At 56.2% G+C, this 18,056-nt stretch carries 17 protein-coding genes; 10 read left to right on the plus strand and 7 right to left on the minus strand.

The window, feature by feature from the left end; translation table 11 throughout:
• The first annotated feature begins 550 nt into the window (after positions 1–550).
• The 3 genes from F0155_RS12615 (at position 551) to F0155_RS12625 (ending at position 5,107) form a co-directional block, all read left to right on the plus strand.
• A complete protein-coding gene (locus tag F0155_RS12615; protein ID WP_208999255.1) occupies positions 551–2,041 on the plus strand; it encodes a sensor histidine kinase in 1,491 nt (496 codons plus the stop codon).
• A gap of 14 nt (positions 2,042–2,055) precedes the next feature.
• Positions 2,056–4,302, plus strand: a complete 2,247-nt coding sequence (locus F0155_RS12620) for a two-component system response regulator (RefSeq protein ID WP_208999256.1) — start codon at positions 2,056–2,058, stop codon at positions 4,300–4,302.
• A gap of 172 nt (positions 4,303–4,474) precedes the next feature.
• A complete protein-coding gene (locus F0155_RS12625; RefSeq protein WP_150524879.1) occupies positions 4,475–5,107 on the plus strand; it encodes a glutathione S-transferase family protein in 633 nt (210 codons plus the stop codon).
• A gap of 27 nt (positions 5,108–5,134) precedes the next feature.
• Here the strand turns inward: F0155_RS12625 and F0155_RS12630 are convergent, their stop codons facing one another.
• Genes F0155_RS12630 through pedF form a run of 4 tightly spaced genes read right to left on the minus strand, consistent with a single transcriptional unit; the run spans position 5,135 to position 8,531 of the window.
• Positions 5,135–6,091: a quinoprotein relay system zinc metallohydrolase 1 gene (locus tag F0155_RS12630; RefSeq protein WP_150524880.1), complete on the minus strand. Its 957-nt coding sequence runs from the start codon at positions 6,089–6,091 to the stop codon at positions 5,135–5,137.
• Positions 6,088–6,870: a quinoprotein dehydrogenase-associated SoxYZ-like carrier gene (locus tag F0155_RS12635; RefSeq protein WP_150524881.1), complete on the minus strand. Its 783-nt coding sequence runs from the start codon at positions 6,868–6,870 to the stop codon at positions 6,088–6,090. Before F0155_RS12635 ends, F0155_RS12630 begins: the two co-directional genes overlap by 4 nt.
• An 8-nt stretch (positions 6,871–6,878) precedes the next feature.
• A complete protein-coding gene (locus tag F0155_RS12640) occupies positions 6,879–7,802 on the minus strand; it encodes a substrate-binding periplasmic protein (RefSeq protein WP_150524882.1) in 924 nt (307 codons plus the stop codon).
• A gap of 6 nt (positions 7,803–7,808) precedes the next feature.
• Entirely contained in the window at positions 7,809–8,531 is a 723-nt protein-coding gene (gene pedF / locus F0155_RS12645) for a cytochrome c-550 PedF (RefSeq protein ID WP_150524883.1), read from the minus strand.
• 177 nt (positions 8,532–8,708) lie between these two features.
• Between pedF and F0155_RS12650 the strand changes: the two genes are divergently transcribed.
• From F0155_RS12650 to F0155_RS12670, 5 genes are read left to right on the plus strand one after another with little or no spacing between them, the layout of a single operon-like run.
• The gene (locus tag F0155_RS12650) at positions 8,709–9,881 is read left to right on the plus strand and encodes an ABC transporter substrate-binding protein (RefSeq protein WP_150524884.1); all 1,173 of its coding nucleotides are present in this window, start codon (positions 8,709–8,711) and stop codon (positions 9,879–9,881) included.
• 3 nt (positions 9,882–9,884) lie between these two features.
• Positions 9,885–10,856 carry a YVTN family beta-propeller repeat protein gene (locus F0155_RS12655; protein WP_150524885.1) on the plus strand — a complete coding sequence of 324 codons (972 nt, stop codon included), beginning with the start codon at positions 9,885–9,887 and terminating at the stop codon, positions 10,854–10,856.
• A 56-nt stretch (positions 10,857–10,912) separates the two neighbouring features.
• Positions 10,913–11,644, plus strand: coding sequence for an ABC transporter ATP-binding protein (locus F0155_RS12660; RefSeq protein ID WP_150524886.1), 732 nt, complete (start codon positions 10,913–10,915; stop codon positions 11,642–11,644).
• A complete protein-coding gene (locus F0155_RS12665; protein ID WP_150524887.1) occupies positions 11,641–12,435 on the plus strand; it encodes an ABC transporter permease in 795 nt (264 codons plus the stop codon). Before F0155_RS12660 ends, F0155_RS12665 begins: the two co-directional genes overlap by 4 nt.
• Before the next feature lie 21 nt (positions 12,436–12,456).
• A complete protein-coding gene (locus F0155_RS12670) occupies positions 12,457–13,011 on the plus strand; it encodes a tetratricopeptide repeat protein (RefSeq protein WP_150524888.1) in 555 nt (184 codons plus the stop codon).
• A 9-nt stretch (positions 13,012–13,020) separates the two neighbouring features.
• Here F0155_RS12670 and F0155_RS12675 read toward each other — a convergent pair whose 3' ends face one another.
• From F0155_RS12675 to F0155_RS12685, 3 genes are read right to left on the minus strand one after another with little or no spacing between them, the layout of a single operon-like run.
• Positions 13,021–13,608 carry an ABC transporter ATP-binding protein gene (locus F0155_RS12675; RefSeq protein ID WP_150524889.1) on the minus strand — a complete coding sequence of 196 codons (588 nt, stop codon included), beginning with the start codon at positions 13,606–13,608 and terminating at the stop codon, positions 13,021–13,023.
• On the minus strand, positions 13,605–14,339 hold the full coding sequence (locus F0155_RS12680; protein ID WP_150524890.1) for an ABC transporter permease: 735 nt from the start codon (positions 14,337–14,339) through the stop codon (positions 13,605–13,607). Before F0155_RS12680 ends, F0155_RS12675 begins: the two co-directional genes overlap by 4 nt.
• 7 nt (positions 14,340–14,346) lie before the next feature.
• Positions 14,347–15,321 carry an ABC transporter substrate-binding protein gene (locus F0155_RS12685; RefSeq protein ID WP_150524891.1) on the minus strand — a complete coding sequence of 325 codons (975 nt, stop codon included), beginning with the start codon at positions 15,319–15,321 and terminating at the stop codon, positions 14,347–14,349.
• Between the two features lie 130 nt (positions 15,322–15,451).
• Here F0155_RS12685 and F0155_RS12690 point away from each other — a divergent pair, with 130 nt between their 5' ends.
• A complete protein-coding gene (locus tag F0155_RS12690) occupies positions 15,452–16,024 on the plus strand; it encodes a rhodanese-like domain-containing protein (protein WP_208999257.1) in 573 nt (190 codons plus the stop codon).
• Positions 16,025–16,206: 182 nt separating this feature from the next.
• Positions 16,207–17,958, plus strand: coding sequence for a PQQ-dependent methanol/ethanol family dehydrogenase (locus F0155_RS12695; RefSeq protein WP_425299926.1), 1,752 nt, complete (start codon positions 16,207–16,209; stop codon positions 17,956–17,958).
• Positions 17,959–18,056 lie beyond the last annotated feature (98 nt).

The raw sequence follows: 18,056 nt of genomic DNA on the forward strand, positions 1-18,056 counted from the left end.
GGTGCAATTTGCCGAGCAGAATGGTCAGTGTATTTACCTAAAGAAAGTTCGCATCCGAATCTACGACATTGCAATACAATCTTGGCGTGTGTAATTTCATAACGCACCTTAGAAACAGGTTTATGCTTTTGAAATTATTCAAGGAATTATTCTTTTGATGAAGGCATCCTTTTCAGACTGAGCATGCTAACTCTAGGAAAGTCGAGTTCGGATAAAAGTCCTGTAAGTAGCAGAAAAAAAGGACAAAATTGGCTGGATGATTTCACGGGGATCTCGGATTTGCTCGTAAGGGGGCACTTGTGCTTCGACAGAAGCAATGCAATCAGTAATAATCACAATATTGCCGATAGAATGCCGTAAGTGCAGGCTGGCCAAAATCATGTCGAGGTGGGCGGCGTAATCCGGGGGGCACGAAAATGGCCGGACCCGATTGATGTTCTGATTTTCCGCAGCTTTCCTCCGGACCAAAATTATGTATGGCGAGTGTTTGTGAATGAACACAAATCAATCGCGTCGGGAGGAGGATTTTCCTTCCAAGCCGAAGACCGGCTTGTCGCGTACGTTTATTTTATACACCCTCGGGTCTTTTGCTGTCCTGAGCGTCATGTTCATCGGCGGCCTTTCGCAGTTTCTGTGGCAGCGGGAAATGAACCGCGCGATCACCACCACGGAAACCCTGTTTCAGGCATCCAAGGAGCCGTTGGAACGGGCGGTCTGGTCCATCAACGAGGCATCGGCGGAACAGATCGTCGAGGGTTTGCTCAGCCTGGAAGTCGTTCGCAACGTCTGGGTCGAAACTCCTGATACCGGCACCTATGGAAAGCCGTCGAAAATCGGCACGCAGGACGCAATCACATACGACTTGCTGAGCCCGATCCAGTATTCGTCCGGTGGAAAGATCGGTACGGTCCACTTCATCATTGACCGCGATGAGATCAGGGAGCAGGTCACATCAGTCGTCGTCTCCACAATCGTCAGTATTGTTTTTTACCTCTTTTTCCTCGCGGTCATCCTGCAGATCATTTTCGACCGCCTCATCGGGATACCTCTGACGTCCATCGTCAGCTATCTCAACACGCCCGGATTGATCGACAATCCCCCCGAAGTCGATTTGCTCCCCGACCGCGATGATGAGCTGGCTGTATTGGCCAATTCCCTGCAGGGCATGGTCAAGAAGCGCCATGCGGACCTGAAGCAGATACAGGCCTATCAGCAGAACCTGGAGGATCTGGTCGAGAAGCGCACCGAACAGCTCAAACGTGTTCAGGACGAACTGATTCAGGCCGACAATCTTGCAGCTCTCGGTTCGCTTGTTGCCGGAGTGTCGCACGAGCTCAACACGCCGCTCGGCAATGGTTTGATGGCGGCGACGACGATTTCGGAAGCAAGTTCACTTCTCAGACAGGATCTCAAACTGGAAGTCCTGACGAAGGAACAGCTTGAAGAGCAGCTCGAGCGAATTGCCGAATGCGCCAATGTGATTGAGAAGACCTTGGCTCGGGCTCGCGAACTGGTTCAGAATTTCAGGCAGGTTGCCGTCGACCGCCAGAGCGAAAAACGCCGCGAGTTCAATATCGATCACATAATCAGCGAGACAATTGCAACGGTTCAGCCGTCGTTGAGGGCGACGCCTTATATGGTTCGTCTCGATCTGGAGGCGGATGCGGTCATTGACAGCTACCCTGGTGCCATAAGCCAGATCGTCACCAATCTTGTCGAGAATGCCGTCAAACATGGATATGAGGGGCGGGATGCCGGAGAGGTACTTGTTGCCTCGCGGCGCAAACATGATGGTTCAATATCCATCGAATGTTCCGATACCGGCTGCGGTATCTCGGATGGCAATCTCAAGCGTCTTTATGAGCCATTCTTCACCACAAAGCTCGGCAAGGGCGGATCGGGATTGGGAATGGCAATTGTGTACCGGCTCGTCACGGACGTCCTTGGCGGCCAGATTTTAGTAGCGTCCGAAGTCGGGGAGGGAACGTCGATAACCGTCGTCATTCCCGCCTCTCTCCGCTCGGCCCGCAGTGCGGCATAGAACGGAGTATCATCATGCCCATGGATTTCCTGGCCTCAAACAACTCGAAGCCAAATACGATTTCCCTCCAGCCGTGGAAGGTCCTTGTCGTGGATGATGATGAGGATGTGCATGAGACGACACGGATAGCCCTGGCTGGTTGTCGGCAGGATAATCGTCTCCTGAGGCTCTATCACGCTCAATCCGTGGAAGAGGCGAAAGAAATCCTCGAGAAAAACGACGATATAGCTGTCGCCCTGATTGACGTTGTCATGGACACACACACGGCAGGCCTCGATCTGGTCAAATGGGTTCGCAGCACCCTCGGCAACTCCTTCATCCGATTGATCATGAGGACTGGTCAACCCGGTTACGCGCCGCGCATGGATGTAATCGAGCGCTATGAAATTGACGGTTACAAGGAAAAGGCGGAGCTCACACGCTCCAAGCTGCTTTCGGCGATCATCACGGCCCTCAGGGGCTACAAGTTGCTCATGTCGCTGGAGACCAATCGGAAAAACCTGAAAAAACTCAACGATCACTTCTACGAGTTGATCGAAAAGGACGATCTGCTGCAATTCGGGTCCACGCTTCTTGATCAAATCGCAAATTTGATCGGAGTGGCTCCGGAAGGACTTGTTTGTGCCGCAGAGCGTGATGTCGAGATATCTGACATCCGAGCGAACACGGTCAAGGTTCTTGCAGCAGGCGGTGTGTACATGAGTTTTGTGGGCCGGACGCTGGATGCGGTCACATCGAATGATATTCGCACCCCGATCTACCAGTGCATCACCTCCGGGGAAAACCAGATCCAGCCTTTCGGTACTTGTCTGGCCCTGCGTTCGCGTGCCGGATTGAGGGCAGCCATTTACGTCGGGCTTCCCTATGCGGTTCTGGAGCGTTTGCTAGGCGAGGAAGTGCTGAACATATTTATCCTCAACGCCAGTCTGGGTTTCGAGAAAACCACGCTTTTGGAACATATTCATCGCCTTGCCTTCGAAGACCGGGTCACGGGTCTCAGCAGCTATGCCGGCTTTACGGAACGGTTCCGTCGTCTGGCAGGAACCGGGCGGCCGATGACAGTCGTCCTGCTCGATATTCATCGTTATCGGATGATTGAGCACGGTATTGGTGAAGAACAGGCTGGCGATTTTCTCAAGAAAGTCGGCATGCGGCTGCGTAGCGGTTTTCCAACCGCATTCGTGATCGCACGCAAGGAAGTCGATGAATTCATTCTGCTGTTGGATCACGTCGGAGCAGGCCGACTGCCCGATCTTGTCGATTTGCTCGAAACCTTGTTCGATGAACCCATCGCCGTCGGGGATAGCGTATTCAACATTCGAATGCGCATGGGGATCGCCAATTCCGGTGATCATGGCCATGACCCTGAACAACTCGCCCGTTATGCATCGATAGCGTTGAATGACCTGAGGCAACGGGGTTCGGCCAATTACGCAGTTTTCACTCCGTCGATGCAGGAAAATGCGTTTGAGCGACTGCGCCTGACATCGCTTTTGACCGGGACTGCCGGAAAGACGCAGTTTCTCGTGCACTATCAGCCGATCATCGAGGCGGGGACCGGTCTGGTTTATTCATGCGAAGCGCTCATGCGATTTCGCACCTCAGGCGGTGACTTCCTGAACACACAGCGCATGATCGAGGCAGCCGAAGCCAGCGGCATGATCATCGATGTTGGAGGATGGATGATCCAAAACGCGGTTTCCGAATTCAGCGCTCTGCCGACCTTGCCGCCTAGTGTTCATCTTAATCTCAATCTGTCGCCGAAGCAGGTTCAATCCTCACGGATCTATGCGGATGTCGAGCGAGCGCTGGAGCATTCCGGCACATCCATGGATCGCCTGATATTTGAAGTGACGGAAGGAATCTTCGTCAACAATGATCAGGAGATCATCTCCTTCCTGACCTGGATTCGGGACAATGGCGGCAAGGTTGTCATAGATGATTTTGGAACCGGCTATTCCTCCTTCAGCTACCTTCGCAAACTGCCAGTCGACGGAATCAAGGTCGACCGGGAATTCATCATGCACATGGATCAGGATGAAGATGCGCTTGCCGTCGTCCGGTCAATCCTCGCTGTGGCGCAGGCTTTGGGTCTGGAAGTAACAGCAGAGGGCGTAGAGACTTTGCCTCAAAGAAATATTCTCCGGGATCTGGGATGCGACTATCTGCAGGGATACCTTTATTCCAAACCAATCCCGGGAGAAGATCTCATCACCTTCATGTCTCAGGAGAGTAACACCGGTACCGGTTTGACATTTTAAAAGGGGAAAACCATGCGGGCATTGCGCATTTGCGCGGGCATGGAGTGACCTGCAACCGAACTCACAATTTCGTGCTTTCATTCTACTGCCTCGCTGTGATTGAAATCAGGAGAGTTGCAGGAAAAAGGCGTATCCAGATTCGGATACGGCGAAAGCAAGGAGTGTGGGTTTCATGTTGATCGTTCACGGGCGAGCCAATTCCGTCAATGTTCAGCCGGTCGTATGGTGCCTCGCCGAACTTGGGGTGCCCTTTGAGCGACTTGATGTTGGCGGTCCGTTTGGCGGGACCGATACGCCCGAGTATCGGGCCATGAACCCAATGGGCCTCGTACCGACGCTGACCGACGCCGGACAATCCTTGTCCGAAAGCGCAGCGATCCTTCGGTACATCATGCGCAAGTACGGCAATCATCCAACCGACCCCATGGCCGCAGCGCAGATCGAACGATGGGGCGACATGTGCCGGTCACATGTTTATCCGCATCTCCTGCCGGTGATCTTCTGGCAGCTGTACCGGACCACGAAGGAAGACCGGAACCACGCGGCAATTGCCTCTGCTGCGGCGGCTCTCAAGGTCGCCATGACAGCCTTTGCCAATCAGACAAAGGGCAACCTTTTCGGCGGAGACGCGCCCAATCTGGCCGACTATCAATTCGGCTGCTTGTTGTTCCGATACTACGGCATGGACTTCGAACGGGCTGACCTTCCGGCTCTGGACGATTATTACGCGGCCCTTTCGGATCGTAAGGCTTATCAGCAACACATCATGCTGGATTTTGCGTCTCTGAAAATTCCCGGCGCCTGAGATGATGCCGGTCCGGCGCCGAGCCGATCACTGACCAAGTGGCATCGAATCCCGTTCGATCTGGGGATAGAGATGCGCGATGGACCGGTGAAACTCCTGCGGCATGGCTCCCATGCCCGCAAAGCGATCCGGCAGTGGCTCGTCCATGATCTCCACCATGTCCAGTCCGTCCAAAGCGGCCTGCTTTAGCGTTGCCTCAAGCCAGTCCAGATAATCCCGTGTCTGCGCGAGTGAGGCCCCGGACGTATCCAGCGGACCATGGCCAGGCAGGATCGCCGAGGCGTTTTTCTCCGTCAGCACGTCAAGCGCTGCACGCCACGTCGGCAGGTCAGCATGCGGTGTGGTCGGGGCGCGGTTCAAGAATGCCAGGTCCCCGGCAATCAGGAGACCTGTCTTTTGATCCAGTATGGCGAGATCAGCGCCAGTGTGTCCTGACAGCGGAAGCGTTTCAAAGGACCGGCCGCCAATGGATATGACACTGCTGGAAACGTCGGTATTGGGCGGAGCAGGCTCGGTTCCGCGCATCCAGTCACCGAGCAGCCTGTACATGTTGTCAGCAAACCCGTCGCCCTGGCTCTCGGCGAGGGCTCTGGTTTCTGGTAGCGCGTGGATCGGCTTGTCGGAAAAGACCTGATTGCCGAAGAAATGATCCGGGTGGTGGTGGGTGATCATGACCCCCGCAACACCACGCCCATTGAGCCCACGTGCCACATCCAGCAGGGCCTCACCGTATTTGCGTGACGGTCCCGTGTCGACAAGCACAATTCCCGCTTCAGTTTCGATGAGCGCGCAGTTGACGATAGCGCCGCCGTTTTCGGCTGAAAAATATTCTGTTCGGCCTTCGATCATCCAGATGCCGTCTGCAACCTGCACCGGTGCAAGGTCATAGCTGAGGGGGGCGGCAAACACCGACTTGGGAAGGGCTGCAATTACGGCAGTGCTGCCGACGGCGCCAAGGAACTGGCGTTTCGTGAGGTCGGTCATTGAACCGCTGCCGCGCTGAGAACGGCATCGATTTCGTTGCCATTGTTGTCGCGCCCTGTGACCTGCACTTCGTTCCCGACGCCATTGCTGCCGAAATAGAGGGTGAATGCAGGGTCCTCATTGACCGGTTCGTGAAGCTCCAGTCGGGCGAGCGACTCCCCTGACAGGTTGTCTGCGAGCTGTAACTGTTCAATGATGAAAACCGGAATTCCATCGGCGAGACCGGTGTCCATGGGATGGTCGACAATCATGCGAACGCGGCCTTTTTCCGGCCAGACACGTCCGCGGACTTCTCCAAGGTGTTCTTCCCAGTCATCCGCAGCATAGGCAACTGCGGGTGCGGAGCAGCCGCCGCCTGCAGCATCAATCACAGTGGAACCCACATGCCACTCGCCATCGCCGGTCTGAACCGCTGCACGTACAGGGGTCGCCTGATCAATCTTGAAACGGAAGGACAGTTTCGGTTCCGCCTTCTGCGGCCAATAGGTCAGGATTTTGGGAATGGGGCCGTAGTCGACAAGAAACACCATCTGCTTCACATCTTCGAGAGCAGTGGCATCAACGAGGACGGGAACGTTGAAACTGTCTTCCGCAGCAACCGGCGCCTTGACCACAACACGCTCATCAAAACGGATCTTGTCAGGATTTCCGAGAATATTAATCTGGTGATAGGACCACATTCCGGTGTCGAGCGGGTCGGTCAACTCCACCTTGGGCGCATCTAGGGCGTAGGCCTGAGTGGCGAAGAAAGCCGTGAGAAGTCCAGTGGTTATTCTCATGTCGCGTCCTACCATTCGGGTTTCGTGTAGGTCAGTCCGTGGGCCTTGAAGATGCTCGCCAACCTGCCATCGGCAACTGCCGAGCGGACAGCATCATCAATTGCATAGGACAGCGGCCTCCAATTGTGTCGAACCGCAACGCCCAATGTCCAGCGCGATTTGGCGAGGCCGGGGTAGGGCGGCGCATGAACGACCATGTCATCAGCTAGGCTGTGCTCAAGCTGGGACAAGGGGCCCATCACTGCCATGACCTCTCCGGCTGCCAGCGCGTTCATGGCGTCCGCAGGGCTTGGATATCGGCGCACGTTCTTGCGCATTTGTCCGCCTGCAAAGGACCCAAGATAGAAATCGGCGAGTGTATCGTTTTCAACGCCAACCGTATCGAAGCGAAAATAGGCCGGGACCGGCGGCTCTTCCGGATAGGTCGCCGGTTTGTAGGCAATGGCCATCTGCTCGTTGAAATACTGGCCTTTGAGGACGACCATTTCATTCCGGCAGGCCAGTTCCCGATCATAGGGAACATGAAGCATCACATTGGCTATCTGCCCGCCGATCAGCTTGCCGCGCCAGATATTGTTGCGCAGGTCTCCATCGACATTTTCGTCTGCTGCGGTTTCGATGAAGCGCGCCTCAACACCCAACTCGCTGGCGATCAGCTTTCCCAGATCAACGTCAACGCCCGCAAGTTCGCCGTTTTTCCTGTATGAAAACGGCGGGAAATCCTCGTAAACCGCAATCTGGATGAAACCCCGTTCGATGATCGTATCGAGATCCTGTCCGACAATATCTCGTGCGACATTCTGGGGCTTGTGGTTGGCATTCAAGCCAGACTTGATGCTGTCGCAATTCTGCGCGTGAGCGGTGCCGCCGGTGATGGGACCGGCGGCGACTGTAACCAGAAAAGCCAGAATGGCTGCGGCTGCTGTGCGCATTGGCTTTTACTCGGCTGCAGACAATCCGATTGTCAGGACTTCAGCGGCATTCTTCAGACTGCCATCGGACCCGTCGAGGGCAAAGACCGCCCGCGAGGCAACGGAATCTGCTCGCGGTGCACCGGAGCCCGTTTCGACTTCTACCGCTATGCTTTCCATTTCCGACTTCAGACCGGCAATTTCGTCAGCCGCATCCGAGGTGCCTTTACCTTGGGATAGCAAGGCCTTGAGTTCGTCCCGAATTTCCTTGAGACGCTCGGCATGGGCGTCAATCGCACCGTCGTCCGGACGCGTTTCCACATAGGTTCGAATGGCCCAGGCAGCTTCCTGTCCAAGCAGCTCTCCGAAGGCTGGCATCTTGGTGATCCCGTTTTGGGTATAGCCGTGCTGGAAGCGCTCCATGAACCATTCGTCACCGGCATCATCTGCTTCCAGATAACGAAGATCAGGGGCAAGGCCGCCGGAGATCACTTCAAGACCGTGGCAGCGGGCGCAATTCTGATTGTAGCCGGATGCGCCGATCTTGACGGCCGTCGCCCAAAACTCACTGTCCGGGTTCCGCCAAGGGTTTTCTTCAAGCCATTCTTCGCCAAGTGCAGGCAGGCCTGATGTATCGACGGCCTGTGGGGCAACATCTCCATGCGCCTCAACGGAAACAGATTGGGCAACAACAAAAAGGCCAGCAGCAGTTGCCGCAAGTGCGCATAGCACGGCATTGCGTGAAAACATCGATCCACTCCTCCCGAGTTCTTGAAACTAGGAATAATCGGAAGAAATACCGTTGCGCTATTGTACCAAGGGACAAAGGAGAACGTGTTGCGCAAATGAAATCGGCGCAGTTACATTGCCTTACAACATATACGTCACATGAATTCGCGTTCCTGCGGCCTTGGGAGGGGCTGGTTCATGCGCAGATTGCTGATGGTCTGCCTGATAGCAACTTGGCTGTTCCCGGTCCTTTCGGCCGAAGCGGATGTTCACACGACAATCGGCTATCTGGAGAAGGTGGTGCCGCCGCCACCGGTGCTTTCAAATCTCGATCCGATACCGGGAGACCTCGGCCTTGCCGGAGCACAGGTCGGGTTGTCGGATAACGAGACCACAGGGCGGTTTTTAAACCAGACCTATCTGCTGGAAAGCCGGATCGAAGAGACGGAAGAGGGGTTTCTAACCGCCGCACGGGAGCTTTTGAAACTCTCGCCATATCTCGTGCTCAAGGCTCCGGCTGAGGATCTGCTGAAAGTGGCGGACCTGCCGGAAGCGCAAGGTGCCATTTTGCTCAACGCGGGCGCGCCGGACAATGAGCTGCGCAACAAGAGTTGCCGGTCCAACCTGCTGCACACCTTGCCATCGCGCAGCATGCTGACTGATGCGCTGGCGCAATTTTCGTTGAAGAAAAAATGGATTGTCTGGGTGCTGCTGTCTGGTGTGCATCCGGGCGATGTTGCCTATGCAAATGCGCTTGAGACCTCTGCACGAAAATTTGGCATCCGCATCCTGGCGAAGAAGATCTGGGAATTCGATGCCGACATGCGGCGGAACGCGGCGCAGGAAGTGCCTTTGTTCACCCAGAACTTCGGCGATCATCACCTGGTCGTCATTGCCGACGAACCAGGCGATTTTGGCAGATATGTCGCCTATAACACATGGCTGGCACGGCCTGTCGCGGGAACCGAAGGTCTGGTTCCCTCCGCCTGGGACCGGACAGTTGAGCAATGGGGCGCGGCGCAACTGCAAAGCCGGTTTGAAAAGGCCGCTGGCAGGTCCATGCAGCCAATAGACTTTGCCGCCTGGGCTGCGGTGCGGACAATCGGCGAGGCGGTTACGCGCACTGGGAGCTCGAACAAGGGTGTCGTGCGCGATTATATCTTTTCCGAAAAATTCGAACTCGCCGGCTTCAAGGGGCGTCCGCTGACCTATCGTCGCTGGAACGGTCAGCTCCGCCAGCCCATACCGATCACTCATCCGCGGGCTCTTGTGGCAATGGCACCCATGGAAGGGTTTCTACATCAACGCAATGATCTCGATACGCTTGGAATTGATCAGGCAGAATCGGGCTGCACGGCATTTGAAGGTTAGTTCATGCGCGCTTTCCCCATCATGGCAGGTTTGGTGCTGCTGGCGTTCCAAGTGCCGGCCTTGGCGGATGAAATCTGGGTCTCCAACGAAAAGGATGACACGATCAGCGTCATAGATATCGAAACAATGGAAGTCGTCCGCACACTGGAAGTCGGGGAGCGGCCTCGCGGGATCACATTCTCGAAGGATTACTCGCTGCTTTATCTCTGCGCGTCGGACAGCGACACCGTTCAGGTCATCGATCCGGATACGGGCAGGGTGCTGCATGATCTCCCTTCCGGAGAAGATCCTGAACAATTTGTCCTTCATCCGGACAATCGGTATCTCTATATCGCCAATGAAGATGATGCGATCACGACTGTCGTGGACACCGAAACCCGGCGGGTAATTGCCCAGATCGATGTTGGCATCGAGCCGGAGGGGATGGCGGTGTCGCCGGATGGCAAGATTGCCATCACCACCTCCGAGACGACCAATATGGCGCACTGGATCGACACCGAATCCCAGCAGCTTTTTGCCAACACATTGGTGGATCAGCGCCCGCGCCATGCTGAATTCACGCAGGATGGGGCGGAGCTTTGGGTCAGCGCGGAGATCGGCGGAACCATAACGGTCTTTGACGTTGCCTCTCAGAGCGAGAAGGCAAAGATAACCTTCAAGATCCAGGGTGTGCATCAGGACCAGATCCAGCCGGTTGGTTTTGAAATGACCCGTAATGGAAAATACGTTTTCGTCGCGTTAGGGCCCTCAAATCACGTCGCCGTCGTGGACCAGAAAACCTACGAAGTCCTTGATTACATTCTCGTAGGACGGCGGGTCTGGCATCTGGCTTTCAATGGCGACGAGAGCCTGCTTTTCACGACCAATGGCGTCTCCGGGGATGTCACGGTGGTCGATGTGGCTGAGCGCGTTGCCCTGAAGTCGATCAAGGTCGGACGGTTTCCCTGGGGGGCTGCATACCGACCAACAAACTAAGTGCCCCGGTCTTTGCGAGACTGTAGGATGGTGAAAAGACGCAAGGGGAGTGTTGCGTGGTCGGTGGTATCAAGGTCTCGCGTGTCAGTCACGGCTATGGGCAAAAACAGGCCCTCATAGACGTCAGTTTCGAGGTGGAAAAAGGAGCGTTCTGCGCGCTCCTCGGGCCAAACGGGGCCGGAAAGTCGACCCTGTTTTCCCTCCTGACCCGGTTGTTTGTTCCTCGATCCGGAGACGTCGAGATTGCCGGTGCGTCGTTGGGACGTGATCCGCGTCAGGCGCTGGCACGCCTCGGGGTGGTCTTTCAGCAACCAACCTTCGACATGGATCTGACCGTTCGTCGTAACCTGAAATATTTCGCTGCCCTTCAGGGACTGTCCGGAAAGGACGCTGACCGGCGTATCTCGGACGCGCTGGAGCGGCTCGGTATGGCGGAAAGGGCAAATGAAAAGGCCCGCGCCCTGAATGGCGGTCACCGGCGACGTATGGAAATTGCCCGTTCCCTCCTGCACGACCCATCCGTTCTCCTGCTCGATGAGCCAACTGTGGGACTGGATGCTGCGACGCGCCGCGGGATCACCGAGCACGTTCATGAACTGGCCGCGAACACAGGTTTGACCGTACTCTGGGCAACGCATCTGGTCGATGAAATCTCGGCAGGCGACAGGCTGGTTGTGCTCCACAAGGGGCAGATTGTGGCTGACGGGATAAGCGAGAAAATCGCAGGCGATTTGAGTTTGGGCGACAGGTTTCTTGCCCTCACGAAGAGCGAAGAGGTGGCAGCATGAAGGGTATGCTGGTCTGCCTGATTGCGATCGTACAGCGCGAGGCGTTGCGCTTCATTTCTCAGCGGAGCCGGTTTCTGGCGGCTCTTGTCCGTCCGCTGGTTTGGCTTGTGGTGTTTGCCGCCGGTTTCCGGGCGGCCCTCGGCCTCTCGATCATGCCGCCGTACCAGACCTACATCACCTATGAGGTCTATATCGTGCCCGGCCTGTGCGGCATGGTGCAGCTCTTCTCTGGCATGCAATCTTCGCTCAGCCTCGTCTATGACCGTGAAATGGGGTCGATGCGATTGCTGCTGACAAGCCCTATGCCGCGCTGGTGGCTGCTCTTTTCCAAGCTTGTGGCCAGCACGCTGATTTCCGTGATTCAGGTCTATGCCTTTTTGGGCATTGCCGGACTGCTTGCGGGTATCAAGTTCCCGGTCCTTGGCTATGTTCTGGTCTTTCCGGCACTTCTCGTCAGCGGTTTGATGCTGGGTGCGCTTGGTCTTCTGCTTTCATCCACAATCAAGGAGCTGGAAAACTTCGCCGGTGTGATGAACTTCGTGATCTTTCCGATGTTCTTCATGTCTACCGCGTTGTACCCGCTCTGGAAAATGGCCGAAGCCTCGGTCCTGCTGCGGGATATCTGCGCCTATAATCCCTTTTCCCATGCGGTGGAACTGATCCGCTTTGCCCTATATGGCCAGGTGAATTTAGAGGCCCTTGGCTGGGTCGTGTTGGCCTTCGTCGTCTTCATGGCAGGCAGTCTGTGGGGGTACGATCCGGCCCGAGGCATGATCCGCAAGAAGGCATGACGGTTTGAAGGAGAACAAGGCATGACACGTGCGTCCAAAACCGGCGTGATCCCGCTGCTTCTGGTCTGCCTTGCAGTCCCGGTCACGGCTGAAGAAACTGATCCCGGCGGAACGCTGAACCCGGATGAAATGACCCTGAACCGCTCCCTTCAGCGCGCTCTTGAGGGAGACGTTGACATGGTTGTTTGTTCCCAAGGGTACCTCATGACCAAGAAGGGCGATCATGCAGCTGCTCGCAAGCTTTTTGAAGCCTGCGCGGCAAAGGGCTGGACAGGCACCATGACCTGGATGGCCTATATGGAGCAAAACGGCTTTGGCGCGTCCGAAGACCCGGAAAAAGCCGCCGAATGGGATCGCCACGCAGCCGAGGCAGGAGACCCGATTGGCCAATTCAACTACGGCCTTGATCTGCTCCGTGGTTATGGCGTCAACCAGGACTCAGATCTTGGGAAAAGCTACATAGACCGGTCCGCCGAACAAGGGCTCGATGTTGCGCGAGACCTGAAGGAGAACGGCTATGACTGGCGTGCGGTGACGCCGGATGCCGATGAGTGGAAGTTCCAGCGGATTTACTGACAGGCCGCCTCAAACCAAACCAGCGGGAGACCCACCAAGGCGCAAGACGCGGGTTGCCAATGTGTTTGCTTCTTCCTCTGAGTGGGTCACAAACAAGGTGGCAATCTTTCGCTTGTTCAACAGGCTTTGGGTCAGCTCCATCATTTCGCCGATCCGTTCTGGATCAAGAGAGGCGAAGGGCTCGTCCATGATCAGGAAGTCCGGGTTTGTGACAAAGGCGCGTGCAAGGGCCAACCGTCGGCGCTGACCGAGGGAAAGCTGCAGCGGGTAGTGCTGTGACTTGCCGTCAAGCCCAACCTCTGCCATGGCATTCAGCGCTCCGGCTTCATCGATGCCGGTTACCAAGGTGAGATTATCCAGAGCCGACCGCCAATTGAGCAATGTTGGTTCCTGGAACACCATGGCAAGGCGATCGGGGCGCGTTACGGCCCCTTCGAACGTGTCATCAAGCCCGGATATGATCCGCAAAAGGGTCGTTTTTCCAACTCCGGAAGGCCCTAACAGAGCGACACATTCTCCCGGAGAAATCGAAAAGGAAATCTCGCCAAGGATCTGCGCTCGGCCGAAGGACTTGCGGGTGACTTCAACCGAAATCATGCGCGCCTCCAACGGCTGGCATGAGTTTCCCATGGCTGGAGGATCGCAACCTCGATCAACAACATGACCAATACGAAGGACAGGGAGTAGGTCAGCACCATCGGCACGTCGAAAAGCTGAAAATAGAGATGCAGTTGAAAGCCGACGCCGTTTGAACGACCGAGAAACTCCACGACCAGCACAATTTTCCAGATCAAAGCCGTACCCGTTCTCGCGCTTGCCGCAATGTGAGGGGCGAGCTGGGGCAAGAGCACATGACGTATCCGCCGCCATGTTGGCATCCGGTAGATCTGAGCCATGTCGTCAAGGTCGGCGTCAAAAGCCCGTGCGCCTTCCCGTATCATGGCCGTTACCATCGGGATCTTGTTGATCGCTACGGCAAGGATGGCCGCAACTTCGTTCAGGCCGATCCAAAGGTAACAAAGCACGATGGTGACAAGGGCAGGCAAGTTCAGAAAAACCACCAGCCACGGGTCCAGCCATCGGTTGAGGCTTCTGTTCCTGCCCATTATCAGCCCGAGAACCAGCCCGAAGGACATGGCAAGCATAAAGGCTGCAAGAACGCGCAGCAGTGTCGCGCCCATATGGAAAAACAAGGGGCCGTCAAAGGCTTCGGACGCAATCAACCCGGCCACATGAAAAGGGCCGGGGAGTGTCTCGGGGTCCGAAATCAGGTGCGCCAAGGTCGCCCATCCCGCCAGCATCAAGGCCAGCGAGATGAGACGAACCATATGGCCCTCAGCCTTGGGGAGCGACAAACAGACCCTCCGGCAAGGTTTTGGCCGCACCGACCAGCTCTTCGCCGCCAAGGCGTGACATCAGCTCCAGCATTTTGGCAGCCTGCTCTTCGTTTACAGGTGCATTAGCCGGAATACCGGCAATGTAACCGGCCTTAAGCGCTTCGAACTGCTTGTCATTTTTCACGTTCATGATCCCGCGAATACGCTCAAAAGCTGCAGGGTCATTGGCAAGCAAATCCTTGGCCTCACGTGATGCCATTGAGAGGCCCTTGATGAGGTCGGGGTTCTTGTCCGCCATATCGCCATGGATGACATAACCAAGCAAAGGGGTTTCCGGATCAAGGCCAAGCGCGACGGCTGCATCGGACACCGAAATCAGTTCCTTCATGCCTGCTGCCTGCATTTTTGCGAGAAAATGCCAGAAGTTGATGGCACCGGCAGTTTCACCGGAAAGCGCGGTCTTGAAGATGAGCGGCGGAGCACCGAAAACCTGCTCTGTTTCGGCTGCGAGATCCATGCCGTATTCCTTTTCGGCATAGGCGCGCAGAATCAGCCAGCTCTTGTCGAGCGGTCCTCCGGCAATGCCGATTTTCTGCCCCTTCAGGTCCTTGAGCGTTTCAGCGGTGCTGTCCTTTGGAACAACGAGCCCGCCAACGGCCTTGGAGTAGGGGATGAAGCGGTAGTCCTTGCCTTCCGCTCTTTGGCGCGCAACCCACAGCCAGTCAGCCACCATGATATCGGCTTCGCCGCCCTGAAAGGCGATGCGGGTGGCCGGGTTGCCTGCCATGCCGACGACTTCAAGATTGAAACCGGCTTTGGTATCAAGGCCATAATGCTTGATCGTGTCGAGTTCCCAGTTCACCGTGCCGGTCTGAAGAACGGCGGCCTTGAGCGTCGGCTGCTCAGCTTGCGCGGCACCGAAGGTCAACGCCAGCCCGAGCAGGCCCAGCGCAAATTTGCGTAACGCAACCATGATTTCCTCCCGATTTTATTTTCTCCTAGAGTATCAGTGGCAAAACTGACGTGAAGTAAGACTTTCGGTCGGGAAACGAGGTGATCGGGTGACACTCAAAAGCGGGAGATTCGACGGGTGCAGGTGGCTGGTGGCCTTGGTCATTCTGGTGTCTGTCAGCCTTCCCGTTCGGGCAGAAACCTATGCCTCGGTTCAGCAGCGCCGTCCTGACCTCTTTCACCCCGAAACAGGTTTCCGGATTTCGCGGCACAGGGCCCCGACCCCGGAAGATATTCCGCCACCAGCGACTGTTGTGTCAGTCGAGAAGGCCGCCGAGGCACTCTCTGCCGGGGCTATCGCTGTCGATGTTTCTGGCGCATTGCAATCACGCTACGACGAGTTGGAGGGAACCTGGTTGGTTCGCGGCCCGAGAGACAGTCTACCGGGGGGCGTGTGGCTGCCTGAAGTCGGGCGCGGGGTGCTGGAACCGGAAATCGACAGCTATCTGAAGGACAATCTGGAGCAGCTGACGGGCGGTGATCGATCCAGGGTGATTCTTGTGTTCTGCAATGCGGATTGCTGGATGAGCTGGAACGCTGCCCAGCGCATTGCAAAGCTTGGATATTCAAATGTTCTCTGGTTTCCCGAAGGTGTCGACGGCTGGAAAGAAACAGGGCGTGGTTTGCAGCCCATTCTTCCAGTTCCAGTTAACGTCGATAAGTAGAAGAACCGAAAAATATCATTAGTTACAGAGGCATGGTCGGGGTGTGCACTTTGGTGCAATTCTCTCGTTTTGACGTTTCTCCTATTGTGCCGCTGCGGAATTCGTCTGCATGCGCGAAGGTGTACCGCGGAGGGGCACCTTGTTGCGCACTTAATCTGGGAGGATGCAGGATGAGGAAATTCATGGCTGTCGCCGCAGTCGGTCTGTTGGCGGCAACAGGGGCGCAAGCAGGTGTCACGGAAGAGGATCTGGCAAACGATACCGCCTCGACCGAAAACGTTTTGACCAACGGCATGGGGCGTCACCAACAGCGGTATTCGCCGCTGAAGTTGATCAACAAGGATAACGTCAAGAACGTTGTTCCGGCTTGGGCCTTTTCTCTGGGAGGTGAAAAGCAGCGCGGTCAGGAAACGCAGCCGCTTGTCTATGACGGCATCATGTATATCACCGGGTCGTATTCCCGCCTTTACGCCATCGACGTGAAGACCGGTGAAGAGGTCTGGCAGTATGATGCCCGCCTGCCGGAAGGCATTTTGCCGTGTTGCGATGTGATCAACCGCGGAGCGGCCATCTTTGGCGACAAGATTTATTTCGGCACGCTTGATGCCCGAATTGTCGCGCTCGACCTAAAGACGGGCGATGTTGTCTGGCGCAAGAAGATTGCGGACTACAAGGCCGGTTATTCCTACACCGCAGCTCCGTTGATCGTGAATGGTCTGGTGATTACAGGCAATTCCGGCGGTGAATTCGGCATCGTCGGCGAAGTGCAGGCGCGTGACGCGGAAACCGGTGAGCTCGTGTGGACCCGTCCGGTGATCGAAGGTCACATGGGCACCTATAAGGGTCAGGAAAGCACCATGACGGGTACGCTGAACGCGACCTGGCCGGGTGATCTCTGGAAAACGGGTGGCGGCGCAACCTGGCTCGGCGGAACCTACGACCAAGACACCGACACGATTGTCTTTGGCGCGGGCAATCCTGCCCCCTGGAACAGCTGGCTGCGCTCGGCTGGCAATCCGGAAGGTACGGAAGGGGACAACCTTTACGCTGCATCGCGTATCGGCATGGATCCGTCAAACGGCGAAATCAAGTGGCACTATCAGACCACGCCACGCGAAGGCTGGGACTTTGACGGCGTGAACGAGGTGGTTCCGTTTGTCGATGCAAACGGCAACAAGCGTTATGCCACTGCAGACCGTAATGGTTTCTTCTACGTCCTCAACCGCGAAGACGGAAAGTTTGTCGGTGCATGGCCGTTCGTGAAGAACATCACCTGGGCTGAAGGCATCGACGAGACCGGGCGTCCGATCTATGTCGAGAGCAACCGTCCGGGTGATCCGACCAAGGCGGCAGACGGCAAGAAGGGCGAAGTCGTCTTTGCCGTTCCCTCGTTCCTTGGCGGCAAGAACTGGATGCCGATGGCGCACAGCCCGGACACCGGCCTGTTCTATGTTCCGTCCAACGAGTGGGGCATGGACATCTGGAATGAACCGGTCACCTACAAGAAGGGCGCTGCCTATCTCGGGTCCGGGTTCACCATCAAGCCGATCTTCGAAGATCACATCGGTTCCCTCAAGGCGATTGATCCGAATACCGGCGAAATCAAGTGGGAATACAAGAACAACGCTCCACTTTGGGGTGGCGTGATGACCACCGCTGGCGGTCTTGTGTTCACCGGTACTCCGGAAGGTCACCTCAAGGCCTTTGATGCGAACACGGGCGAGGAACTCTGGAAGTTCCAGACCGGTTCGGGCATCGTCGGTCAACCGATCACATGGGAAATGGACGGCGAGCAATACATCGCAGTTGCTTCCGGTTGGGGCGGCGCGGTTCCGCTGTGGGGCGGTGAAGTCGCCAAGAAGGTCAACTACCTCAATCAGGGTGGATCGATCTGGGTCTTCAAACTGCCAAAGCAGCTCGCTGCAGCCAACTGATACAACACTGCTTCACCGACCTTTTTCTAAGGGTCGGTGAAGTCCTTTCGGCAAAACTTGTGGTGGGGTCTGGTTCAGCCTGTTTTCACTACCTATAC

The organism is Roseibium sediminis (assembly GCF_008711325.1).
Classification (GTDB): Bacteria; Pseudomonadota; Alphaproteobacteria; order Rhizobiales; family Stappiaceae; genus Roseibium; species Roseibium sediminis.

Bases quoted from the DNA above. Each gene is read 5' to 3' on its own strand.
- F0155_RS12620 (WP_208999256.1), top strand. From the start codon at position 2,056: ATGCCCATGGATTTCCTGGCCTCAAACAACTCGAAGCCAAATACGATT.
- F0155_RS12625 (WP_150524879.1), top strand. From the start codon at position 4,475: ATGTTGATCGTTCACGGGCGAGCCAATTCCGTCAATGTTCAGCCGGTC.
- F0155_RS12630 (WP_150524880.1), bottom strand. From the start codon at position 6,091: ATGACCGACCTCACGAAACGCCAGTTCCTTGGCGCCGTCGGCAGCACT.
- F0155_RS12635 (WP_150524881.1), bottom strand. From the start codon at position 6,870: ATGAGAATAACCACTGGACTTCTCACGGCTTTCTTCGCCACTCAGGCC.
- F0155_RS12640 (WP_150524882.1), bottom strand. From the start codon at position 7,802: ATGCGCACAGCAGCCGCAGCCATTCTGGCTTTTCTGGTTACAGTCGCC.
- pedF (WP_150524883.1), bottom strand. From the start codon at position 8,531: ATGTTTTCACGCAATGCCGTGCTATGCGCACTTGCGGCAACTGCTGCT.
- F0155_RS12650 (WP_150524884.1), top strand. From the start codon at position 8,709: ATGCGCAGATTGCTGATGGTCTGCCTGATAGCAACTTGGCTGTTCCCG.
- F0155_RS12655 (WP_150524885.1), top strand. From the start codon at position 9,885: ATGCGCGCTTTCCCCATCATGGCAGGTTTGGTGCTGCTGGCGTTCCAA.
- F0155_RS12665 (WP_150524887.1), top strand. From the start codon at position 11,641: ATGAAGGGTATGCTGGTCTGCCTGATTGCGATCGTACAGCGCGAGGCG.
- F0155_RS12670 (WP_150524888.1), top strand. From the start codon at position 12,457: ATGACACGTGCGTCCAAAACCGGCGTGATCCCGCTGCTTCTGGTCTGC.
- F0155_RS12675 (WP_150524889.1), bottom strand. From the start codon at position 13,608: ATGATTTCGGTTGAAGTCACCCGCAAGTCCTTCGGCCGAGCGCAGATC.
- F0155_RS12680 (WP_150524890.1), bottom strand. From the start codon at position 14,339: ATGGTTCGTCTCATCTCGCTGGCCTTGATGCTGGCGGGATGGGCGACC.
- F0155_RS12685 (WP_150524891.1), bottom strand. From the start codon at position 15,321: ATGGTTGCGTTACGCAAATTTGCGCTGGGCCTGCTCGGGCTGGCGTTG.
- F0155_RS12695 (WP_425299926.1), top strand. From the start codon at position 16,207: ATGGCTGTCGCCGCAGTCGGTCTGTTGGCGGCAACAGGGGCGCAAGCA.